Consider the following 20,010-nt stretch of genomic DNA (forward strand, 5'->3'; position numbering starts at 1 on the left):
TTGATTCAACAGAAAAGGTACGCGGAAGGCCTGGAGCTTTACCAGGCAGCGCTTGAGATGTTTCCCGGACGGGTCGTTTTTTACCAGGGGGTGGGTTGTTGTGCTGGCCATCAAGGGCTGTACGACCTAGCCTTGGAGGTGTCGCAGAGGGCACTAAATCTTGAACCTGATCGGCAGGACCTTACCAACGATCTTGGATGGTCTCTGTTCGAAATGGGGCGGCTTGAGGAGGCTGAAGAAGTCTTGTTGAGGGCGGTTGCTATGGACCCCTCGGATGAACTTGCGCGAGAGAATTTGCGTCTATGCCAGGAAGCGCGTCTGGAGCGCAAAAGCATCCGTTGAAATTGTTCAAAATGTGGTTTTCGGTTGAAATGATGAGGCTTGGCTGGGCCACATCTATGGATGGCTAGGAAAGTGCCGGCGGGTGAACTTCAGGGCTGTTTTGCAGCGAACGCTTCGGCAGAAGGAGGAGACTCGGTCCCTTCGGGAAGGGCAAGCGCCCTCTCACCGGCTTTGCCCACTCCCTCCACGGCACTTGAAGACAAGACCGTTTTGCGCAGGAGTTTGTCCCTGATGGTGCGGTCCTTGAGATAGACATTCGTTGAGACTAAGGAGGTCTTTTTCATTGGTTCAAAATACCATAAGTCGATCGAATACAAAAGCAAAGAGACCAGGAATGGTGCAACCGGGCAGCAAGTGTTTTTTCCATTAAAACGACTCAAAGCCTATCATCGCTACCGACGACAGAGGAAATTCTTAATAGCCGGTTCATCCGTGCTTCTTTGCAGATCATCAGCCTTATCGCAGGCCCAATAAATGACCTTTATCGCTTAGATTTTCCAGTTTTTTCGTTTCTTCCATCACGCGGTTTCTTCTTTCTTGGCCGAAGGCCATGTGTTTCTCCCCTTTTTCTTGATCCCTCAAACCGCCAAAAAATAAACGGCTGCCCAACCGTCATGGTCGGAGCAGCCGTTTGCGTTGCTGGGGTTTCTTGGTTTGTAAAAATAAGGGAAGTGTCCCTAATTTTTTTGGATCGGACGCCACCGGCCGAGGTCACGTTCACCTTGCCGCTCCCCGATGCCTGGGTGTGCTTGACCCCGACGGTGGGACTGTCTGGGATGGATTCAACGATAATTTCCGGCGGCGCTGCTTGCTGACCACCACCATCAATATTCGTAACCAGGGGCTGTGATGAGGTGTTCCTTGCCCTCCGCCCAGGAAAATTAGGGAAAATTAGGGACACTTCCCCTATTTTCGTGAGGTAATACGGACATATATTTCAAAGTGCATAAAAATAGGGGAAGTGTCCCTAATTTTTTACCTAATTTTTTACAGTTCATAAAAATAGGGGAAGTGTTTGTGTCCCTAATCTTTTTTGATCGCATTGGTGCGCTTGATTCCGGATGGGCTCGAAAATTTATGGTTTCCGCCCTGACCATGATCGGCTTACATGAGATGATGGCACGTTATGCCAGTTATGCAGACCTTGCGGAAATCATCCGCCATCGCTTTACGCAACCAAAAGAAACCCTCAAAGAGCGTTATGGCCGGCTGGTGTTTATATATTCCTAAAAGAAATTGGGGATTGTCTCGGTATTAATTATACAACAGTCAGCAAGGTGGCGAGAGGAAAGGTAAAAAAGTGATATTTCAAGACCTGACCCTTGCTATGCTCGGGGAGCCTTCGGGCTCCCCATTTTTTTGCGCTCGCGGTCTCCTTGATCAATTCGTTGCCCCCATGCCTAAAAAAAACTCGGGGGTCCGGGGCAGAGCCCCGGTACGGCCTGCCCTTGCATGATGCCCATCGTTTTAACAGGAAAGTTGGCCATCATTTATAGAGAACAGGCTCAATCCGTGAGGCTGTACCATTACCATTTTGCAAAAATAGTAAGCGTATGCAACCCTGAAGCGCGGACCTGCGATGTTTAGTGACACAATGTGGTACATGTGTTAAAAGGTGTTGCACTGAGCAAGGATGGTATTGACCAGCTTTGATCAGCAAATATGGAATCCCTGGTTTCATTTCCTGAACCAGTTCTGAATCTGAAACTGGATACGGTTCAGCAACGGTGACATTTCCGCAAGCGCTGTAATTGAAGCAGTTGCTATTGGTGTGCCAAGTTGATGACCCGACGGTTCCTGGCGCATTAACAATTGGTGACAGGGTCAGGTTTGAAGAATAGAGGGAACGTCGTACGTGGTGGCAGAGATCTATCCACTACTAGACAGATTAAGATAAGTCTGACGATCAGGAGTTGTAACGATGAAAATACTGTTGCTGGGGTATGCCCTTGTTGTTCCTTTTTTTCTGGTTGCCTGCAACGGCGGTGCACAATACGGCGCCGGCGTCGATACAGGTACGCCCAAAGTTCAGGTCAAGGACATATTTATGCGGTCTGATTTGATGGGTAAAAAGGTCACCCTGGAAGGTCGCGTAGTCAGTCAGTGTGCATCAAATGGGTGCTGGTTTTATCTGCAGGACGAAACCGGTCAGGTCTATGTCGACCTGTCGCGCAATGGATTCGAGTTGCCCTCGCTGCCGAACAAAACGGTCATTGCCAGTGGTACGGTAGCCAGAAGCCAGCAGGCTTTTTTGTTGATTGCCACCGGAGTTGAAGTCAAATGACCAGCTATTTGAAACTTGCCGCAAAAAACATCCTGCGTCATCGTACCCGCAGCGTTTTAACCATGCTCGGTATCTCTGCATCGGTTGGTGTGCTGTTTGCCGTTTTATCCTTCAATAAAGGATTTACTGAAGGCCTCGTGCTTGAATTGGAGCGTACCGGTCTCCACTTTATGATTGTGCCATCCGGATGTGCACATGAGGTGGCGGCTCTGGTTTTACACGGAGCGGTTATCCCCAAGTTTCTCGATACCGGGGTAATGGAACATGTGGGGCGTACTGAAGGTATTGATCTGGCAACACCTATTCTGGTGGCCCAGTTGCCGGATCAACAGCGCGGCAAGATCGATCTGATCTACGGTATCGATATGGCGGTGCTGGAGGCGATTAAGCCGGCTTGGAAAATCACTGGTACGATTCCGCGCCATGAGCACGAGGTGTTGTTGGGGTACGAGGTTGCCAAGCACGACAATCTCAAGCCGGGCGATCACTTCTCTTCGCCAACCGAGGGCGTTGATCTGGTGGTTGCAGGAATCGTAGGATATTCCGGCAGTCAGGACGATGCCTTTGTCTACCTGCCGATTAAAACAGCCCAGAGCCTGATAGGCTATCCACAAGCCGCAACCGCCATCGGCGTCAAGGTCGACGACCCGATCCGCATTGGTGCCATTACCGAGGCACTGACATCAAAGGTACCCGGCATCCAGATTGTCACCATGGGCGAAGTTATGAATTCCGTGAGCAATCTTGCAGCTGCAGCACGGGCATTGAGTCTGTCTATCGTGCTGATTGCAATTTTGATCAGCGCAGTCGGGGTAATGAATTCGATTCTGATGGCGGTGTTCGAGCGCACCCAGGAGATCGGCATGATGCGTGCGGTCGGCGCGTCACGCTGGGATATCTTCCGCATTATCATAAGTGAAACAACGATTCTCGCCCTTTGTGGTGGTGTTGTCGGCATTGTGCTTTCCACCCTCGGCGCACGTTTGATTGAAGCCTTTGTCCGCTCAGTCATGCCTTTTGTGCCCTCTGGTAAACTGATCAGCTTTGATCCGGTCGTGGCGCTCGGAAGCGTAACCTTTATCTTTATTATCGGGCTCTGTGCTGGAATGTATCCTGCGGTCAAAGCATCTAATATTAATCCGGTAGAGGCAATCAAGGGATGATTGAATTAAAAAATATCGAAAAGACCTATCGTCGCGGAGTCGAAAATGTTCGCGCCTTACGTGACGTTGATTTGACTATCGACGCTGGGGAGACGATCGCCATCGTTGGCCCTTCCGGTGCCGGTAAAACCACCTTGCTGCACATCCTTGGCTGCCTTGATCAACCAACAAAGGGTGATGTTTTTCTTGATGGGGTTAATACCGCCGGCATGCCCGAGTCGCAACTGGTAAAAATCCGCAGGGAGAAAATTGGTTTTGTTTTTCAACAGTTCTATCTGATCCCCGGATTAAGTGTTTTTGACAATATCGCCCTGCCATTGCTCTTCAGTAAAAAACCGGCCGACCGTAAAAAGATCGAAAAGCTGGCGGAAATGGTTGGCCTCGAACATCGCCTCAATCATGCCCCAGCGCAGTTGAGCGGTGGCGAGATGCAGCGTACCGCCATCGCCCGTGGGCTGGTCAATGATCCGGCAGTGCTGCTGGCGGATGAACCAACGGGGAACCTGGATACAGAAAACAGCGAAAAAATCTATGCTGTTTTGCGCCGGCTCAGTGATGAGGGGTTGACAACAATCATGATTACCCACAATCAGGAACTTGCTGCCCGCGCAGAGCGTACCGTCAAAATCAAGGACGGAATGATCTGCACCTGAAATATTATCCTTAACAACAGATGTAGATGGCACCATGGAGTGTTCCGTTGACCACCTCGCACACTCACTACATTGACTTCAGCTTAGCGTACCCCTATCTGCTGCCCTATTTTCAACCTGTCTGCCTTACGATAGAGATATTGAATGAACTCTCAAGCAGCCCAATGAAAGTGTCCCGCACATACTGCCAGTAACAGGTTGGCTCCTCGAAGGGAGAATTGATAATCAGTTTTTCAATCTGGCGGTTGCTCATCTTTTGCTTGACATTCAAGTCATCAAAACCAGTAATATAAGACAAATGGATTGGGACTACCCGGTCGGCGTCTGGCTTCTTGGACTACCAAGAGGGCTTTCGCTATTTTAGGAAAATACTTTCAGGCCGAATCCATTAATTTTTCCCGTTCCATCTCTGTAAAATTTTCCATTCAATTGAGTATATCGACCTGGAAAAAGGAATATTTTATATACCCCCAGGCCAAGGCTGGAGCGCTAATGACTCATGTAAAACTTCTGGCATGATTACACAGGTATTACACTGGCAAGAAAAAACAAAAAAAGGGGTGCCAGCTGGTAAGCTGTAACCCCTTGTTTTTTTGTTGGTACCCGGAACGAGAATCGAACTCGTACAGCCTAAGGCCGAGGGATTTTAAGTCCCTTGCGTCTACCAGTTCCGCCATCCGGGCTAGGTGAGTTTTATACAATTGCTCAGAAAATTTGTCAAACTCCTTCTCGGACAGGTTTGTGGTGTTCCGGCGGGCGGATGTCGAATGCGGTCTGCCGGTTATTATGGAGCTGATTGGCGTCAGACTGATTTGACGATCGCCGTCATTTCCCGCACAGCCTGATCAAGGCCCACCAGTACTGCCCGGCTGACAACGGCGTGGCCGATGCTCAATTCCTCGATAAAGGGCAGGGCAGCAATGGGAGGGGTGTTGCGGTAATCGAGACCGTGACCGGCATTGACCCGCAGGCCGGATTCAAAGGCCATTTCCGCTGTCTGCTCGATCAGACGGTATTCTTGCTCCTGTTCTTCCCGGGTGCGGGCCTCGCAGTAGCGACCGGTATGCAGTTCGACGAAGACCGCGCCCGCATCCAGGGATGCCTGGACCTGGGTGGCGTCGGGATCGACAAAGATCGAGACCGGTATGCCCGCCTTGTTTAGCTTGGTAATGGCCTTGGTGATTTTTTTACTGTTGTCGAGCACATCGAGGCCGCCTTCCGTGGTCAGCTCCTTGCGTTTTTCCGGGACCAGGGTCACCATATCCGGGAGGACCTCCAGAGCGATATCGACCATTTCGGCGGTCACCGCCATTTCCAGATTGAGTTTGGTCTTGACGGTCTGGCGCAGGAGGTGCACATCCCGGTCCTGAATGTGCCGGCGGTCCTCGCGGAGATGGACGACGATACCGTCGGCGCCCGCCAGCTCACAGATACCGGCGGCCAGCACCGGGTCGGGCTCGACACCGCCGCGGGCCTGCCTGATGGTGGCGACATGGTCAACATTGATGGCAAGATAGGGCATGATGGGACTCCTTGCTGTTTGCAGGTGTTGCAGTATTTTTCTTTCTTCCTCCTGCATGCGCAGGGCCTCCTGATCCGAACGTTCATGGTCGTATCCGATGAGGTGGAGCATGCCGTGAACGATCAGTTCAGTGAGGCGGTGATGGAGGCTGTGGCCCAGCTCCCGGGCTTCGCGCCGGGCGGTCTCGACGGAGATGAGAATATCACCGAGTTCCGTTTCCGGCACGGGAAAACCGTCGCTGGCCCCGGTGGCTGGAAAGGCGAGGACATTGGTTGCCCCTGGTTTATTACGAAATTGCTCGTTATAGGCGGCTATCTCGGCATCATCCATCAGGACCACGCTGACCTGAGCGTTGTGCAGGTTCAGCAACGAGAGGAGCTGGTCGCAGCGGGCTTGGAGAAATCGCTGGTTCAGCGCTGCCCGGCTTATGGCGGTGGAGAGGTCGAGATAAACGGCCATGATCAGCTGGCCCGCTCGGCTGGATTTGCGCCGGCATGGCGGTTGGTCTGGCGGGCCGCATCCTGCTGCTCGTAGGCATGGATAATTTCCTGGACAAGAGGGTGGCGGACCACATCGGCCTTGGTGAAGTGACAGAAGGCGATTCCCTTGATACCGGTGAGGATATGTTCGGCCTGGATGAGGCCGGATTTCTGAGTCCCGGGCAGATCAATCTGGGTCACATCGCCGGTGATCACCGCCCGGGAGTCGAAACCGATGCGGGTGAGGAACATTTTCATCTGCTCCCGGGTGGTGTTCTGGGCTTCATCGAGAATAATGAAGGCATTATTGAGGGTCCGGCCGCGCATAAAGGCCAGGGGTGCCACCTCAATGACCCCACGTTCGGTCAGTTCCTGGGATTTGTCCTGGCCCATCATGTCATTGATGGCGTCGGTGAGCGGCCGCAGGTAAGGATCGACCTTCTGGGCCATGTCGCCGGGGAGAAAGCCCAGCTTTTCTCCCGCCTCCACCGCCGGCCGGGTCAGGATGATCCTGGCAACCTGCTCCCTGGCCAGGGCGGCAACAGCCATGGCCACGGCCAGGTAGGTCTTGCCGGTACCGGCCGGGCCAATGCCGAAGACAATATCATTGCCGCGGATGGCCTCGATATAGTGCTTCTGGTTGACCGACTTCGGTGAGATGATCCGTTTGCGCGCGGTTATACAGACCTTGTCGAGAAAAATTTCTTCCAGCTTTGCCTGCGGCGAGGATTCGAGGATCTTGACGCCGAAGGCGATGTCCTGACTGAAAACCGGATAGCCTTTGACCAGCAGGCCGTACATCTGCTGCAGGGTGGCGGCAGCCAGTTCGACGGCATGGGCCCGGCCATTGATCAGCAGGCTGTTGCCCCTGGCCTTGATCACCACCCCGGTAGCCTGCTCAATAGTGTGGAGATTGCGGTTGAGGTCACCGAAGAGCATTTGAGCGATGGTGTTGTCGGCGAAAACAAGGTCCCGGGATATTTCCGAATTCAAAGCGGCTGAGGGTTTCAATTCACCGTGTTCCCCCCGTAGCGTCCAGAGCTTCGTTGATCATCTGCTGCAAGGCCGGCAGGGAGCGATCCCGCACCGGGCGACTGTTGACAAAGAGGGATGGCGTTGCCGATATATCGGCCATCTGCGCATCATTGACATCCTTGGCCAGGCGCATCCTCGTTTCCATGCTGTCCCGGTCGGCTCTGAACTTATCCATATCCAGGCCGATAACCTTGGCGGTCTCTTCGATGATAGTCGGGGTCCAGTTGGTAATGGCGAAAAGGGCGTCATGCATCTGCCAGAATTTGCCCTGATTCTGGGCGGCGATGGCAGACAGGGCAGCGGATTCCGCGTAGGAGTGCATCCGCAGCGGCAGGTGCTTGAAGGCGATGCGCAGCTTGTCCTCATTGGTGGTCAGCAGTTGATCGAGCAGGGGTTTGACCTTGCTGCAATGCGGGCATTCAAAATCGGAAAAGACGATCAGGGTGACCGGGGCATCTTCATTGCCCAGGATCGGGGCGCCACTGATGTCAATTTTTTTATTGAAGCTGATGTCTATGGCCGTATACACATTGGTTTTCTCGTTGACCAGGAACAGGAATTCGCCTCTGGGGGCGATGTCGATGGCGGAGGTGCCTGGATCGACCGGCATTTCACCTAATTTTTTGCCATCTGCAGCGAAGATATGGACTTTCTGGTCGGCACCGAGGATAAAAACAAGTTTGTTGTCCAGCGACTGAGTAAAATCAAGGGGTTGGGTCGGTAGGGCCCAAGAGGTCAGCACGGTCCAGTTGAGGTCGTTTTCGGGTTGGTTTTCGCTGGATCCCTGCGCCTGCAGGCTGATCGGGACCAGGAGCAAGGCGCAGATGAGAAGATGTTTGAGCATGATGATGTGTCCTTTTTGGGCAATAAAAAAATGGAAAATGGTCACCGGTCACAATTCCCGGGTCATGCAGCCCTGTGCCTGCACCCGGTGCATGTGTCCCTTAAGTGTGTTTCGGGTCGACGGTTCATCTCCAGCCAACGGGCTTTCGAGAGGTGGACAGAGGGATTCTGTCCCCAATTCAGTGTCTTCCGTGATCATAGAGCGGATAATATACTGAGGGTTGTGATAATGCGCAAGCAACAAAAACGTAATTTGCCTGGAAGGGCGAGGAGGGCGATCCTTCCGGCAGCAAAACAAGGTTCACGGCCTGCCTTTGAAGCAGCCCGACCCTCTGAGTTATAGAAATGTATGACCCGAAGAATGCAAGCATCGTCGATAAAGGTTGGCTCCTGCGGGGGTGTTTGTTGGCTGGGGGCTGGTGTTCATGGGTGAATTTTACGGGGCAGAAAACCCCATGCCTGACTGAACTTGTTGAAAACAGGATATTTTGTAAGATACTATATATTGCATATTTTATCCTTGATGCTCTCTATATGTTGTGATAAGTTGCCGCCGGCGATGTGATTTACCACTATGGACAGTACCTGGCCGCGGCTGCCCCCTGGAGAGTGCCAGGGGAGGATGGGACGGGTGCTTGGCGCCTTGTGGCCAGGGCATTGTCGACAGGAAAAGCATGGGGACGGGAAGAGGAGATGAATTCAAGCGAGGTGAGGCAATTATGACCAGAAGCATACCACGGCAGGCACTGACCGATACCGCGGAAACGGTTTTGGAGCGCCGCTACTATCTCAAGGATGAACAGGGGAAAGCACTGGAAAACTGGGAGACGCTCTGCCGCCGGGTGGCAAACGCCGTGGCGGTCGTTGATCGGGATATGGAGGATTATCAAGAGTTGGGTGATCATTTTTTCAATATGATCTACTACCTCGACTTTCTGCCCAACTCGCCTTGCCTCATGAATGCCGGCACCGATCTCGGCCAGTTGTCCGCCTGCTTTGTCCTCCCGATCGAGGATTCCATGGACGGTATTTTCACCTCCATCCGTAACGGGGCTCTGGTGCATAAGACCGGCGGCGGGACCGGGTATTCTTTTTCCCGGCTGCGCCCGAAAAATTCGGCGGTGCAGTCGACCCAGGGTGTGGCTTCCGGCCCATTGAGTTTTGCCGCGGTCTTTGATGCCGCCACGGAAACCATCAAGCAGGGCGGCAAGCGGCGCGGCGCCAACATGGGTGTTCTCCGGGTCGATCATCCCGACATCATGGAATTTATCGTCGCCAAGCAGGATCAGACCCGCTACACTAATTTTAATTTCAGTGTGGCCATCACCGATCTGTTCATGGAAGCGGTACGGGATGATCTTGAATATGATCTCATCGACCCGTCCAACCGTCAGGTTGTCGATACCCTGCGGGCTCGCGATGTGCTTGAAAAAATCATCGATCTGGCCTGGCACAACGGCGAACCCGGTGTCCTGTTCATTGATGCCGCCAACCGCGACAACACCACCCCCCAGTTGGGGCAGTTCGAGGCCACCAATCCCTGCGGCGAGCAATGGCTGCTGCCCTATGAGTCCTGCAATCTCGGTTCTATCAATCTGGCCCGGTACGTCAAGGACGGTGCTGTGGACTGGGAGCGGTTGGGGGAGACGGCGAGACTGGCAATCCGTTTTCTTGACAACGTCATCGACTGCAACCGCTTTCCTATTCCTGAGATCGCCGAAATGACCCAGAAAACCCGCAAGGTCGGTCTGGGAATCATGGGATTGCATGACCTGCTCATCCAGATGGAACTGGCCTACGGCAGCGAGGAAGGCCGCCAGTTGGCCGCTCAAATCATGGCTTTTATCCGCAAAGAGGCGGAGGTGGCCTCGATCGACCTGGCGGCCCGCAAAGGACCTTTCCCGGCCTATGATGAACGGATCAATACCTACCCGGCCCGCCGTAATGCGGCCCTGACCTCGATCCAGCCCACCGGAACGGTGTCGATGATCGCTGACTGCGCCTCGGGATGCGAGCCCTATTTTTCCATTGTCATGATCAAAAATGTCATGGATGGCGACCGTCTGCTCATGGTCAACAAGTATTTCGAGCGGGTCGCCCGGGCCGAGGGCTTCTATTCGGTGGAGGTCATGGAAAAGGTCGCCACCAGCGGTACGGTGGTCGGTCATGCTGATATACCGCTGCGCTGGCAGGAAATTTTCCGTACTGCCCAGGATATCACCCCGGAGCAGCACATTCGCATGCAGGGTATTCTCCAGCAGAACGGGGTTGATTCTTCCATCAGCAAGACCATCAACCTGCCTTTTTCAGCCACACCTGAGGATGTCCGCACTTCCTACATGCTCGGGTATGAGTTGGGCTGTAAAGGCCTGACCGTGTACCGCGATGGTTCCCGTGATCATCAGGTGCTCAACACCATGGCCGACAAGACCGCGGTGACCTCCACGGAAGGCCTGGTTCAGAAGGCGATTCTGCCCGATGTGCTCAGTGCCAAACGCTACCGCCTCAAGGATATCAATCAGGAGACCATCTATTTAATCGTCTGTTTTGATGAAAATGAAAATCCCATGGAGGTCTTTGCCAAGTTTCCCTTTGACAACCGGGTGGATCTCAAGGATAAATCCACCATGTGGACCACCACCTGCCGCCTGGTGTCCCTGGCCCTGCGCTATCAGATCCCCATGGATGAAATCATCAAGCAGCTTGATCGCTCCAGCGGGCATCTGCTCGATCTGCCGGCCCAGTTGGGCAAGCTGCTCAAGTCCTTCATGGCCGGCACCCAGCACGGGTTTGCCTCGATCTGTCCGGAATGCGGTGGCAAGCTGGCCTTTGAAGAGGGCTGCGAGGTCTGTCGCGATTGCGGCTATTCGAAATGCTCATAACCTGGATCCTTGAGATAACGCCCCGGAAAGGCGACGGGTGCGGGCGTATTGGTAAAATTTTTCTGCATGGAGACGGTGATTACAGTACAATATATCTGAATCCGTGACGGCTGGACGCTTGTTTTAGATGTATCTTACTGTCATCACAGTATAATTGCAATGGTGCCCTTGTTGGCAACCTTCACCAACCGCCCTTCGGGGCGCCCGCTCACGGATTCAGGATACAATGTAAACGGCAGCGGTCACCGATCCTGAATAAGCCATGCAGTTACCGCGGAGGAGACACAGCGATGCAGCCCTTTGAACAAACCGACAGGCACAAACCATTTCCGGCTTTTCTTTATGGCACGGCCTGGAAAGAAGAGCGAACCGCCGGATGTGTTGAGCAGGCGGTTACGGCCGGATTTCGTGGCATAGACACCGCCAATCAACGGAAACACTACTTTGAACAAGGGGTGGGCGAGGCACTGCAGGCAATTTTTCGGCGCGGTGCATTGCGCAGAGGCGATCTGTTTCTTCAGTCCAAATTCACCGAACGGCGAGGACAGGATCATCGTCTGCCCTATGACCCCGAAGCTGCCGCCGCCGAACAGGTGCAGCAATCGTTGGATTCCTCCTTGATGCATCTTGGAGTCGATTATCTTGATTCCTACATACTGCACGGGCCCACCTCGCCATACGGTTGGCATCAGCTCGACCAGGATATCTGGAAAGCGATGGAGAGTTGCCATGCCAGGGGGAAAACGCTCTTTTTAGGGGTAAGCAATGTCAGCCTCGAACAATTGCAGGCTTTGTGCGTCCAGGCGGAGATTGGGCCGACCTTCGTCCAGAACCGTTGCTTTGCCCGTACCGGATGGGATCGTCCGGTTCGCCAGTTCTGCCTGGAGCGCGGGATCATCTACCAGGGTTTCTCTTTGTTGACGGCCAACCCCGAAATTTTTCAACATCCTGACTTTATAGCCATTGTCAAACGGACAGGCGTGACCCCGGCTCAGATTGTCTTTGCTTTTGCCCTTGGCATCGGCATCCTGCCGCTGACCGGAACCACAGACCCGGTCCACATGGCTGAAGACCTGGCCAGTCTTGAACTGGAACTGAGCACCGATGACCTCCACACCATTGAAACCTTGGTCGGCTGATAGACAGCCGCGGAGATCTTGTGACTTTTATACGCTACCAAGCAAGGATACCCCATGGATTTTAAAAAACATCTGCTCGTGTCCTGGGAACTGACCCTGCAGCATATAGTGCCCCTGGTGCTGATGACCCTGATCATGTTTGCGCTGACCTTCTTGACCCTGGGGATTCTGGCGCCGGTGTTGATGGCCGGGTACATGCACGCGGTGCTGCTGATCGTTCGTCAGGGACGGGAGCCGAAGATCGGTGACCTGTTTGCCTGGATACGGCTGTTTCTGCCCTTGCTGGTCTTCTTTCTGCTGGCTGCGGTGGCCATTTCCCTGGGTTTTGCGCTTCTGGTTCTGCCGGGACTGGCCCTGCTTCTGTTCCTTGCCATGGGTACGGTCTACATGCTGCCGCTGATGACAGACCGGAATATGGCACTGATGGATGCCCTCAAGGAAAGCATGAACATGGTGTTCAAGGGGAATGTCGGTGAAAATCTGGTTGTGGTCCTTATTTTCTATGCCATCCAGGCCATTGGTGGAATAATCGCCATTGTCTCTCTGTTTTTGACCCCGATCGCGGTGGTGTTTCTGATGTCGGTCTACGAAGAGCGGGTGGTTACCGTTCGGCAGCTCCCTCAGTCTTGATCTTGTTGCTACTCTGCAGCCCTTGCTCTGCAAATAAAGCGAGGAAGATATCATGCTGGTTATTTTAGTCAGCTTTGCCTTTGGTTTCGGACTTGCCTTGAGCCGGATCGGCCTGCCGCCCATGGTCGGGTTCCTGGTGGCTGGATTTGTCTACAACATGGCGGGGCTTGCCAAGCCGGTGGGCCTGGAGCTTGTCGCTGATCTCGGTATCACCCTGCTGTTGTTCTCCATCGGCCTCAAGTTGGACCTGCGCGGTCTGATCAAGGCCGAGATCTGGGTCAGCGCCACCGCCCAGATGCTGCTCACCACCGGCTTTATGTGCGGGGTGCTGCTGCTGGGGCAGAAAATGTTTCCAGTGCCACTCATGGACATGTCCCTGCAGACCCTTGTGATCCTGGGATTCGCCCTGGCTTTTTCCAGCACGGTGTACGCAGTCAAGGTTCTGGAGGAAAAAGGTGACCTGACCGCCTTTTATGGTCGGGTCGCCATCGGCATTCTCATCATGCAGGACCTGTTCGCGGTGCTCTTTCTCAGTGCCTCGGAGGGCAAACTGCCCAGCATCTGGGCTTTGAGTGTGCTGGCCCTGCCCCTGCTCCGTCCCGTGCTGTTTCGCCTGCTCGATATGGCCGGCCGCGGTGAGTTGTTCGTTCTTTGCGGCCTGTTCATAGCCCTGGGCGTGGGTGCGGAAGGGTTTGCCCTGGTCGGGTTGAAACCGGATCTGGGTGCCCTGGTGGTGGGGGTGCTCATTGCCAGTCATCCCCGGGCATCGGAGTTGTCCAAGGCCTTGTTCAGTTTCAAGGAATTGATGCTGGTGGGATTCTTCCTCTCCATCGGCATGAAGGGGCTGCCGACCTGGGAAATGTTCATTGCCGCGACACTGCTCTGCCTGCTGCTGCCGATCAAGACCGGCATCTACCATCTGATCGTCAATCAATTCGGGCTGCGGGCCCGGACGAGTCTGTTTGCCTCGTTGTCGCTGGCCAATTACTCGGAATTCGGGTTGATCGTTGCGGCCATTGCCGTGGGTCAGGGACTGCTTTCCCCGGAATGGCTTCTGGTCATGGCCATGACCATCAGTCTCAGTTTTGCCGTGTCCGCACCCTTCAGCACTAATGCCGAGTCTGTGTACCGGCGGACACTGAACTGGTTGTGCCGATTTGAACGGGGCTTCTGTCATCCCCACGACGCACCCATAGATCTGGGATCGGTGCGTGCCGTGGTCCTGGGGATGGGGCGGATCGGTTCCGGAGCGTATGATGAACTGGGGAAAATCTACGGTAAGGAGATATGCGGCGTGGAGCATGCGCCGGAGCGGGTTGATTACAACCGCAGCCAGGGGCGCAAGGTGATTCTCGCCGATGCCTGTGATACGGAATTCTGGTTGAAGTTACGCAAGGATATTAACCTGGAACTCGTGGTCCTGGCCATGCCCAATCATCAAGGGAACCTGTATGCGGTCAAGCAGCTGCGTAATCACAATTTTAAATGTCAGGTGGCAGCCATTGCCAGGTATCCGGAAGAGGTTGAAGAACTTGCCGCCATGGGGGTCTGCGCTGCCTACAATATGTATGAACAGGCTGGCTCCGGTCTGGTGCACAGTGCCCTGGAAGGGTGTCGGCTCGATGCCTGGCGCGAGCAAGGAACGCGGGACGGCCAATGATGGTATTCCTTGCTGGGCATTGATCACCTGGATTCGTGACAGCAGGGCTCTAATCCCCATCAGTCATCCCTTTCCTTCGGCCAGGAGCGCAGCATCTCGATCATGGCCTCGACCATGACCGGGGCTTCGGAGTTGAGGTCAAAGAGCTCGGGTATTCTCAGCCAGTTGGCCACCAGACCATCGATGGAAGAGATAACCAGGATTGCTCCCAGGCGGATATCAAGGTGCTGTGGCAGCTGTCCCTTGGTGATGGCGTTTTTGAGCACGGTTTCAATGCGGCGGAAACCTTCGACATGGGTTTGAATGTGGCGAATATGAATGGCGCTGGCCTCTTCGCCGCCATCGTGTTTATCCAGCAGGATCCGAAAGAGCCGTTGCCGGCGCGAATCCTCGCTTAAATTGCTGAAAAGAAAGACAAACAATTCTCTCATCCTGCCCAGTGGATCTGGCTCGTCCGGATTTTCACTCGCCCGCGCAATGGGCTCGTACGGTAACAGCACCTCGTCCCAGAGGGCATTATGCAGGTCCGCCTTGTTGGTGAAGTGCCAGTAAATGGCGCCCCGGGTAACGCCGGCCTCCCTGGCGATGTCCGCCAGGGAGGCCCGGGAAACGCCTCGTATCGAGAAGACCCGGACAGCGGCATCGAGAATGGCGGCCCGGGTGGCCTGCGCCTCTTCCTTGGTTTTTCTCGCCATTATCCTTTCTCTGAATCCGTGATCGCCGGAGCCGTTTGAGCACCGCGGCGGGACGCGACCAGACGCATGACCATCACAAAAAAGAGGGGAATAAAGAAAATGGCCAGGGCTGTCGCCGAAAACATGCCGCCCATGACACCGGTACCGATGGCGATGCGGCTGTTGGCTCCGGCCCCGGTGCTGATCGCCAGGGGCAGGACGCCGAAAATAAAGGTCAGCGAGGTCATGAGAATAGGTCGCAGGCGCAGGCGGCAGGCCCTGATGGTCGCCTCGACCAGATCACGGCCCTTGTCATAGCGTCGTTTGGCGAATTCGACAATGAGAATGGCATTGCGGGCCGAGAGGCCAATGGTGGTCAGGAGACCGACCTGAAAAAAAACGTCGTTGTCCAGACCGCGAAAATAGGCCGCCAGCAGGGCCCCGAGTATGCCGATGGGGACGGCAAGCATCACCGAAAACGGCACGGACCAGTTCTCATAGAGTGCAGCCAGGCAGAGAAAAATCACCAGGATGGAGATGGTATACAGGGCCATGGTATTGGCCCCGGCCCGTACCTCCTGAAAGGAGGCTCCGGTCCATTCGTAGCCGATGCCAGCAGGGAGTTGCGCCACCATTTCATCGATGATCTGCATGGCATCGCCACTGGACATGCCGGGCGCGGCCTCGCCGACGATTTCCATGGCCGGATTGCCGTTGTAGCGCTCCAGGCGCGGTGACCCGAAACTCCAGGACCCGGAGGCAAAGGCGGAAAAAGGGACCATTTCGCCGTGATAGTTGCGCACGTACCAGAGATTGAGGTCCTCTCCCTCCATGCGGTACGGGGCATCAGCCTGGAGAAAGACTTTTTTCACCCGGCCCTGGTGGAGGAAGTCATTGACATAGCTCGACCCCCAGGCAATGGCCAGGGTGGAGTTGATGTCATTGACCGTCACCCCGAGGGCCATGGCTTTTTCATAGTCGATATTGATATGGTACTGAGGGGTGTCTTCCATCCCATTGGGGCGGACCCGGGTCAGCCTCGGATCCTGAGCCGCCATGCCGAGTAATTGGTTGCGGGCGGCGAGCAGTTGCTCATGGCCAAGCCCCGCCTGGTCCTGGAGAAAGAAGTTGAATCCCGTCGAGGTGCCCAGGGCCGGAATCGGGGGAATGTTGAAAACAAAGACCATACCTTCCTTGATCTGGGAGAGTGGGCCCATGGCTCGGCCAATGATCCCCTGTACCGATTGTTCCGGTGTTTTCCGCTGGCTCCAATCCTTGAGCTGCAGGAACATCAGCCCCATGTTCTGCCCCTGACCGGCGAAGCTGAATCCGGCAACGGTAAAAGCCGAATTGACGTTCTCTTTTTCATTGACCAGAAAATGTTCCCGAGCCTTGTCGAGCACTTCCTGGGTCCGCTCCAAAGTGGCTCCGGCGGGAAGCATAACCATGCCGAGGAAAACCCCCTGGTCTTCTTCGGGAATGAATGATGTCGGCAGCTTGGTGAATAAAAAGGCAGCCACGCCCAGGATAAGCAGGTAAATGAGACCGAAGCGGACGGTGCGTTGCAGGATGTAGCGGACGCTATTCTGATAGCGGTTGGCGTTCCGGTCAAAGAAGCGGTTGAACCAGCCAAAGAAACCGCGTTTTCGCAGATGCGCTTCCTTGCTCACCGGTTTGAGCAGGGTGGCGCAGAGAGCCGGCGTCAGGGTCATGGCCACTAAAAGCGACAGGGCCATTGCGGACACAATAGTCAGGGAAAACTGCCGGTAAATTGCGCCGGTGGAGCCGCTGAAAAAGGCCATGGGCACGAATACCGCGGAAATGACCAGGACGATACCGATCAGGGCTCCGGTGATCTGGTCCATGGACTTGCGGGTCGCCTCCAGGGCCGGCAGGCCCTCCTCGGCCATGATCCGCTCCACGTTTTCAACCACGACAATGGCATCATCCACCAGCAGGCCGATGGCCAGCACCAGGCCGAACATGGTCAGGGTGTTGATGGAAAAGCCAAAGACGGTCATGATGGCAAAGGTCCCCAGGAGAACCACGGGAACAGCGGTGGCGGGAATCAGGGTGGCCCGGAAATTCTGGAGAAAGAGATAGATTACCAGAAAGACCAGAATAAAGGCCTTGATCAGGACTAACGTGACTTCTTTGATGGAAATCCTGATAAAGGTGGTGGTGTCATAGGGATAAATGACCTCCAGGTTTTCCGGGAAGTTGGGCTGCAGCTCAGCCAGCCTGGCCCGAACGGCGGCGGCGGTGTCCAGGGCGTTGGCGCCGGTGGCCAGCATGATGGCCATGCCGCTGGCCGGCTGGCCGTTAAAGGTGCCGATGGTGGTGTAGTTTTCGCCGCCGATTTCGACCCGGGCCACATCCCTGAGACGGATCTGGGAACCGTCGCTGTTCACTCTGAGTAGAATTCGGGAAAATTCTTCTGGAGTTTGCATCATGGTCTGGGCCGTGATGCTGGCACTGATCTGCTGCCCGGGCACGGCAGGCAGACCGCCCAGACTCCCGACGGCTATCTGGCTGTTCTGCGCCCGGATGGCGGCCCTGACATCGGCGGGGGTGAGCTGGAAGCTGTTGAGTTTGTGGGGGTCCAGCCAGATGCGCATGGCATACTGACTGCCGAAAACCTGGATGCTGCCGACGCCGGGGGTCCGGCTGAGCGGTTCGCGGAGGGTGGAGACCATGTAATCGGACAGATCAAAATTGTCCATGCTGCCGTCGGTGGAAATCAGCCCGACCACCATGAGGAAGGTGGTGTTGGATTTATTGACCCGTACCCCCTCCTGCTGGACTTCCTGGGGGAGGAGGCTCAGGGCCTGCTGCAGCTTGTTCTGGACCTGAACCTGGGCGATGTCGGGATCGGTGCCGGTTTCGAAGGTCAGTGTGATGTTGACATTGCCCGCGGCGGAACTTTCCGAGCGCATGTAGAGGAAATTGTCCAGGCCGGTCATGTTCTGTTCGATGATCTGGGTGACAGAGTTCTCAATGACCTGCGCCGAGGCGCCGGGATAGCGGGTGGTGATCTGCACCGCCGGGGGGGCGATTTCCGGGTACTGGGATACAGGCAGGTTTTTGATCGCCAGGATCCCGGCCAGCATGATAACGATGGCAATGACCAGGGCAAAAATGGGTCGATCAATGAAAAATCTGGGCATGACCTACTCCGTCGCAGAGGGGGTGACCGGAGTTGCCCCGGCAGCCTGTTCGGGTTCCGGCGGCGTCAGGGCAGCGGCGGTTACCGGCACCCCCGGCCTGATTTTCTGCAATCCAGCCACTATCACCCGGTCACCGGCGTTCAATCCGGTGGTGATCAGGGTCCGTTCTCCGAAACTCTGCCCGACCTCGATCATTCTCGTTGCCACCAGGGACTGCTCATCGACCACCATGACCATGGCCTCGCCCTTGTTGGTACGGCTGATGGCGGCGGCCGGAATCAGAACAGCATCCGGCAGAGAGCCTTTGGCAATGCGGGCCCGGACGAACATGCCCGGCAGCAGTTTCTGGCGGGGGTTGGCGACAATGGCCCGCAGGGTGACCGTGCCCGTGGACTGGTTGACGGTGACATCGGAGAATTCCAGTAGACCGGTCTGGTCGTGGGTCGAGCCGTCGTCCAACAAAACTGTGACCTCGGAGCGGGGATAGTCCTCGCCTTCGGGCTGGCCGGCAGCGATCTCCCGTCTGAGGCGCAGCAACTCGGTGCTGGACTGGTTGACATCAACGAACAGGGGGTCGAGTTGTTGGATAACCGCCAGGGCGCTGGTCTGCTGAGCAGTGACCAGAGCGCCTTCCGAGACCATCGATTTACCGATGCGACCGGTGATCGGGGCGGTGATTTCTGTAAAATCAAGAAGAATGCGGGCGTTGTCCAGGGCGGCGCGAGCGGCAGCCACATCAGCCTCCGCTTCTTTCCAGGCCGCTTCCATCTCGATCTGGTCCTGTTCGCTCACCGCCTTGGTCCGGACCAGATTTCGGTATCGTTCAGCCTTGAGCCGGGCCGAGTGCTCCCGCGCCTCGGCTCTGGCCAGGGCGGCTTTGGCGCTGTCCAGGCTGGCCTGGTACGTGGCGGGATCGATCTGGTAGAGCAGTTCGCCGGCCTGGACCTCGCTGCCCTCGGTGAACAGGCGTTTCTGGACGATACCGCTCACCTGGGGGCGAACTTCGGCGATGCGGTAGGCGGCGGTGCGGCCCGGCAGTTCGACGCTCAGGTTGACTGGTTCAGTGGTGACGATATGGACATCGACCTCGACCGGGCCGGGTGCGGCCATGGGCATCTGCTCTTGTCCGCGGCAGCCGGCCAGGATGGTCATTCCAGCGAGGACCAGCAAAAACAGAGGAAGACAGGGCGTTGTTTTTTTCATAACAGGTTCCTTGCGCGATGATCGACACCCGGAGCATGGGTGGTCCGGGCCAGAGAGTGTCGCCGAGGCAGGGACGACGGCACGATTTATACATACATGCGTGAATGTATGCAAGGAGAATGTGAACGCGGTCGACTTTTTTCCTGAAGAGGACAGGGGGCCAGTTCTCAGGTCAGGCAGCCTTTTGCCCGCACCTGGTGAACGTGGACCACAAGGGGTAAGTGTCTGCTCCGCAATGGGCTGGGAGGACGGCTTCCTGGTTGACATGGGCCGGTCTTGTCCTATCATATGCCTGCATGAGAGCCTGCATGAGAGCCTGCATGAGACACCGGGT

Annotated in this window: 15 protein-coding genes, 1 tRNA gene and 1 pseudogene; 9 read left to right on the forward strand and 8 right to left on the reverse strand. The window is 55.5% G+C overall.

Features of this window, described 5'->3' with window-relative positions:
- Positions 1 to 342, forward strand: a 342-nt coding sequence (locus tag JWG43_RS11755) for a tetratricopeptide repeat protein (protein WP_205243129.1), incomplete at its 5' end; no start/stop codon positions are given.
- Positions 343 to 431: 89 nt separating this feature from the next.
- Here the strand turns inward: JWG43_RS11755 and JWG43_RS11760 are convergent.
- The gene (locus JWG43_RS11760; RefSeq protein WP_205243130.1) at positions 432 to 722 is read right to left on the reverse strand and encodes a hypothetical protein; all 291 of its coding nucleotides are present in this window, start codon (positions 720 to 722) and stop codon (positions 432 to 434) included.
- Positions 723 to 1,401: 679 nt separating this feature from the next.
- Between JWG43_RS11760 and JWG43_RS20255 the strand changes: the two are divergent.
- The 4 genes and pseudogenes from JWG43_RS20255 to JWG43_RS11780 all read left to right on the forward strand — a co-directional run.
- Positions 1,402 to 1,560 (forward strand): annotated as a pseudogene (locus tag JWG43_RS20255) (type II toxin-antitoxin system HipA family toxin); the annotation flags it as partial.
- Between the two features lie 703 nt (positions 1,561 to 2,263).
- Positions 2,264 to 2,626: a DNA-binding protein gene (locus JWG43_RS11770; RefSeq protein WP_205243132.1), complete on the forward strand. Its 363-nt coding sequence runs from the start codon at positions 2,264 to 2,266 to the stop codon at positions 2,624 to 2,626.
- Positions 2,623 to 3,789 carry an ABC transporter permease gene (locus tag JWG43_RS11775; RefSeq protein ID WP_205243133.1) on the forward strand — a complete coding sequence of 389 codons (1,167 nt, stop codon included), beginning with the start codon at positions 2,623 to 2,625 and terminating at the stop codon, positions 3,787 to 3,789. The genes JWG43_RS11770 and JWG43_RS11775 overlap by 4 nt, the downstream gene beginning before the upstream one ends.
- Positions 3,786 to 4,442, forward strand: coding sequence for an ABC transporter ATP-binding protein (locus JWG43_RS11780; RefSeq protein ID WP_205243134.1), 657 nt, complete (start codon positions 3,786 to 3,788; stop codon positions 4,440 to 4,442). The genes JWG43_RS11775 and JWG43_RS11780 overlap by 4 nt, the downstream gene beginning before the upstream one ends.
- A gap of 597 nt (positions 4,443 to 5,039) precedes the next feature.
- Here the strand turns inward: JWG43_RS11780 and JWG43_RS11785 are convergent.
- From JWG43_RS11785 to JWG43_RS11800, 4 genes are all read right to left on the reverse strand, one after another.
- Positions 5,040 to 5,125: transfer RNA gene (locus JWG43_RS11785), tRNA-Leu, on the reverse strand.
- A gap of 119 nt (positions 5,126 to 5,244) precedes the next feature.
- Complete coding sequence (locus tag JWG43_RS19925; protein WP_205243135.1) at positions 5,245 to 6,423, reverse strand: pyridoxine 5'-phosphate synthase; 1,179 nt, start codon at positions 6,421 to 6,423, stop codon at positions 5,245 to 5,247.
- Between the two features lie 2 nt (positions 6,424 to 6,425).
- A complete protein-coding gene (locus JWG43_RS11795; RefSeq protein ID WP_205243136.1) occupies positions 6,426 to 7,454 on the reverse strand; it encodes a PhoH family protein in 1,029 nt (342 codons plus the stop codon).
- A 1-nt stretch (position 7,455) separates the two neighbouring features.
- A complete protein-coding gene (locus JWG43_RS11800) occupies positions 7,456 to 8,322 on the reverse strand; it encodes a thioredoxin domain-containing protein (protein WP_205243137.1) in 867 nt (288 codons plus the stop codon).
- A gap of 718 nt (positions 8,323 to 9,040) precedes the next feature.
- Between JWG43_RS11800 and JWG43_RS11805 the strand changes: the two genes are divergently transcribed.
- From JWG43_RS11805 to JWG43_RS11820, 4 genes are all read left to right on the forward strand, one after another.
- Positions 9,041 to 11,203 carry an adenosylcobalamin-dependent ribonucleoside-diphosphate reductase gene (locus JWG43_RS11805; protein ID WP_205243138.1) on the forward strand — a complete coding sequence of 721 codons (2,163 nt, stop codon included), beginning with the start codon at positions 9,041 to 9,043 and terminating at the stop codon, positions 11,201 to 11,203.
- Between the two features lie 290 nt (positions 11,204 to 11,493).
- A complete protein-coding gene (locus JWG43_RS11810; RefSeq protein ID WP_205243139.1) occupies positions 11,494 to 12,342 on the forward strand; it encodes an aldo/keto reductase family protein in 849 nt (282 codons plus the stop codon).
- A 54-nt stretch (positions 12,343 to 12,396) separates the two neighbouring features.
- Positions 12,397 to 12,972, forward strand: coding sequence for a hypothetical protein (locus tag JWG43_RS11815; RefSeq protein ID WP_205243140.1), 576 nt, complete (start codon positions 12,397 to 12,399; stop codon positions 12,970 to 12,972).
- 52 nt (positions 12,973 to 13,024) lie between these two features.
- Positions 13,025 to 14,632, forward strand: a complete 1,608-nt coding sequence (locus JWG43_RS11820; protein WP_205243141.1) for a cation:proton antiporter domain-containing protein — start codon at positions 13,025 to 13,027, stop codon at positions 14,630 to 14,632.
- 59 nt (positions 14,633 to 14,691) lie between these two features.
- Here the strand turns inward: JWG43_RS11820 and JWG43_RS11825 are convergent, their stop codons facing one another.
- Genes JWG43_RS11825 through JWG43_RS11835 form a run of 3 tightly spaced genes read right to left on the reverse strand, consistent with a single transcriptional unit; the run spans position 14,692 to position 19,676 of the window.
- A complete protein-coding gene (locus JWG43_RS11825) occupies positions 14,692 to 15,327 on the reverse strand; it encodes a TetR family transcriptional regulator (protein WP_205243142.1) in 636 nt (211 codons plus the stop codon).
- The gene (locus tag JWG43_RS11830; RefSeq protein ID WP_205243143.1) at positions 15,327 to 18,473 is read right to left on the reverse strand and encodes an efflux RND transporter permease subunit; all 3,147 of its coding nucleotides are present in this window, start codon (positions 18,471 to 18,473) and stop codon (positions 15,327 to 15,329) included. The genes JWG43_RS11825 and JWG43_RS11830 overlap by 1 nt, the downstream gene beginning before the upstream one ends.
- Before the next feature lie 3 nt (positions 18,474 to 18,476).
- The gene (locus JWG43_RS11835; protein WP_205243144.1) at positions 18,477 to 19,676 is read right to left on the reverse strand and encodes an efflux RND transporter periplasmic adaptor subunit; all 1,200 of its coding nucleotides are present in this window, start codon (positions 19,674 to 19,676) and stop codon (positions 18,477 to 18,479) included.
- Positions 19,677 to 20,010: the final 334 nt, after the last annotated feature.

Origin of the sequence: Desulfobulbus alkaliphilus, assembly GCF_016918545.1 — a bacterium.
Taxonomy (GTDB): Bacteria; Desulfobacterota; Desulfobulbia; order Desulfobulbales; family Desulfobulbaceae; genus Desulfobulbus; species Desulfobulbus alkaliphilus.

What these genes read in the sequence shown, in the direction of transcription:
- JWG43_RS11810 (WP_205243139.1), top strand. Translation starts at nt 11,494, where the DNA reads ATGCAGCCCTTTGAACAAACCGACAGGCACAAACCATTTCCGGCTTTT.
- JWG43_RS11770 (WP_205243132.1), top strand. Translation starts at nt 2,264, where the DNA reads ATGAAAATACTGTTGCTGGGGTATGCCCTTGTTGTTCCTTTTTTTCTG.
- JWG43_RS11820 (WP_205243141.1), top strand. Translation starts at nt 13,025, where the DNA reads ATGCTGGTTATTTTAGTCAGCTTTGCCTTTGGTTTCGGACTTGCCTTG.
- JWG43_RS11825 (WP_205243142.1), bottom strand. Translation starts at nt 15,327, where the DNA reads ATGGCGAGAAAAACCAAGGAAGAGGCGCAGGCCACCCGGGCCGCCATT.
- JWG43_RS11835 (WP_205243144.1), bottom strand. Translation starts at nt 19,676, where the DNA reads ATGAAAAAAACAACGCCCTGTCTTCCTCTGTTTTTGCTGGTCCTCGCT.
- JWG43_RS11815 (WP_205243140.1), top strand. Translation starts at nt 12,397, where the DNA reads ATGGATTTTAAAAAACATCTGCTCGTGTCCTGGGAACTGACCCTGCAG.
- JWG43_RS11780 (WP_205243134.1), top strand. Translation starts at nt 3,786, where the DNA reads ATGATTGAATTAAAAAATATCGAAAAGACCTATCGTCGCGGAGTCGAA.
- JWG43_RS11805 (WP_205243138.1), top strand. Translation starts at nt 9,041, where the DNA reads ATGACCAGAAGCATACCACGGCAGGCACTGACCGATACCGCGGAAACG.
- JWG43_RS19925 (WP_205243135.1), bottom strand. Translation starts at nt 6,423, where the DNA reads ATGGCCGTTTATCTCGACCTCTCCACCGCCATAAGCCGGGCAGCGCTG.
- JWG43_RS11830 (WP_205243143.1), bottom strand. Translation starts at nt 18,473, where the DNA reads ATGCCCAGATTTTTCATTGATCGACCCATTTTTGCCCTGGTCATTGCC.
- JWG43_RS11775 (WP_205243133.1), top strand. Translation starts at nt 2,623, where the DNA reads ATGACCAGCTATTTGAAACTTGCCGCAAAAAACATCCTGCGTCATCGT.
- JWG43_RS11800 (WP_205243137.1), bottom strand. Translation starts at nt 8,322, where the DNA reads ATGCTCAAACATCTTCTCATCTGCGCCTTGCTCCTGGTCCCGATCAGC.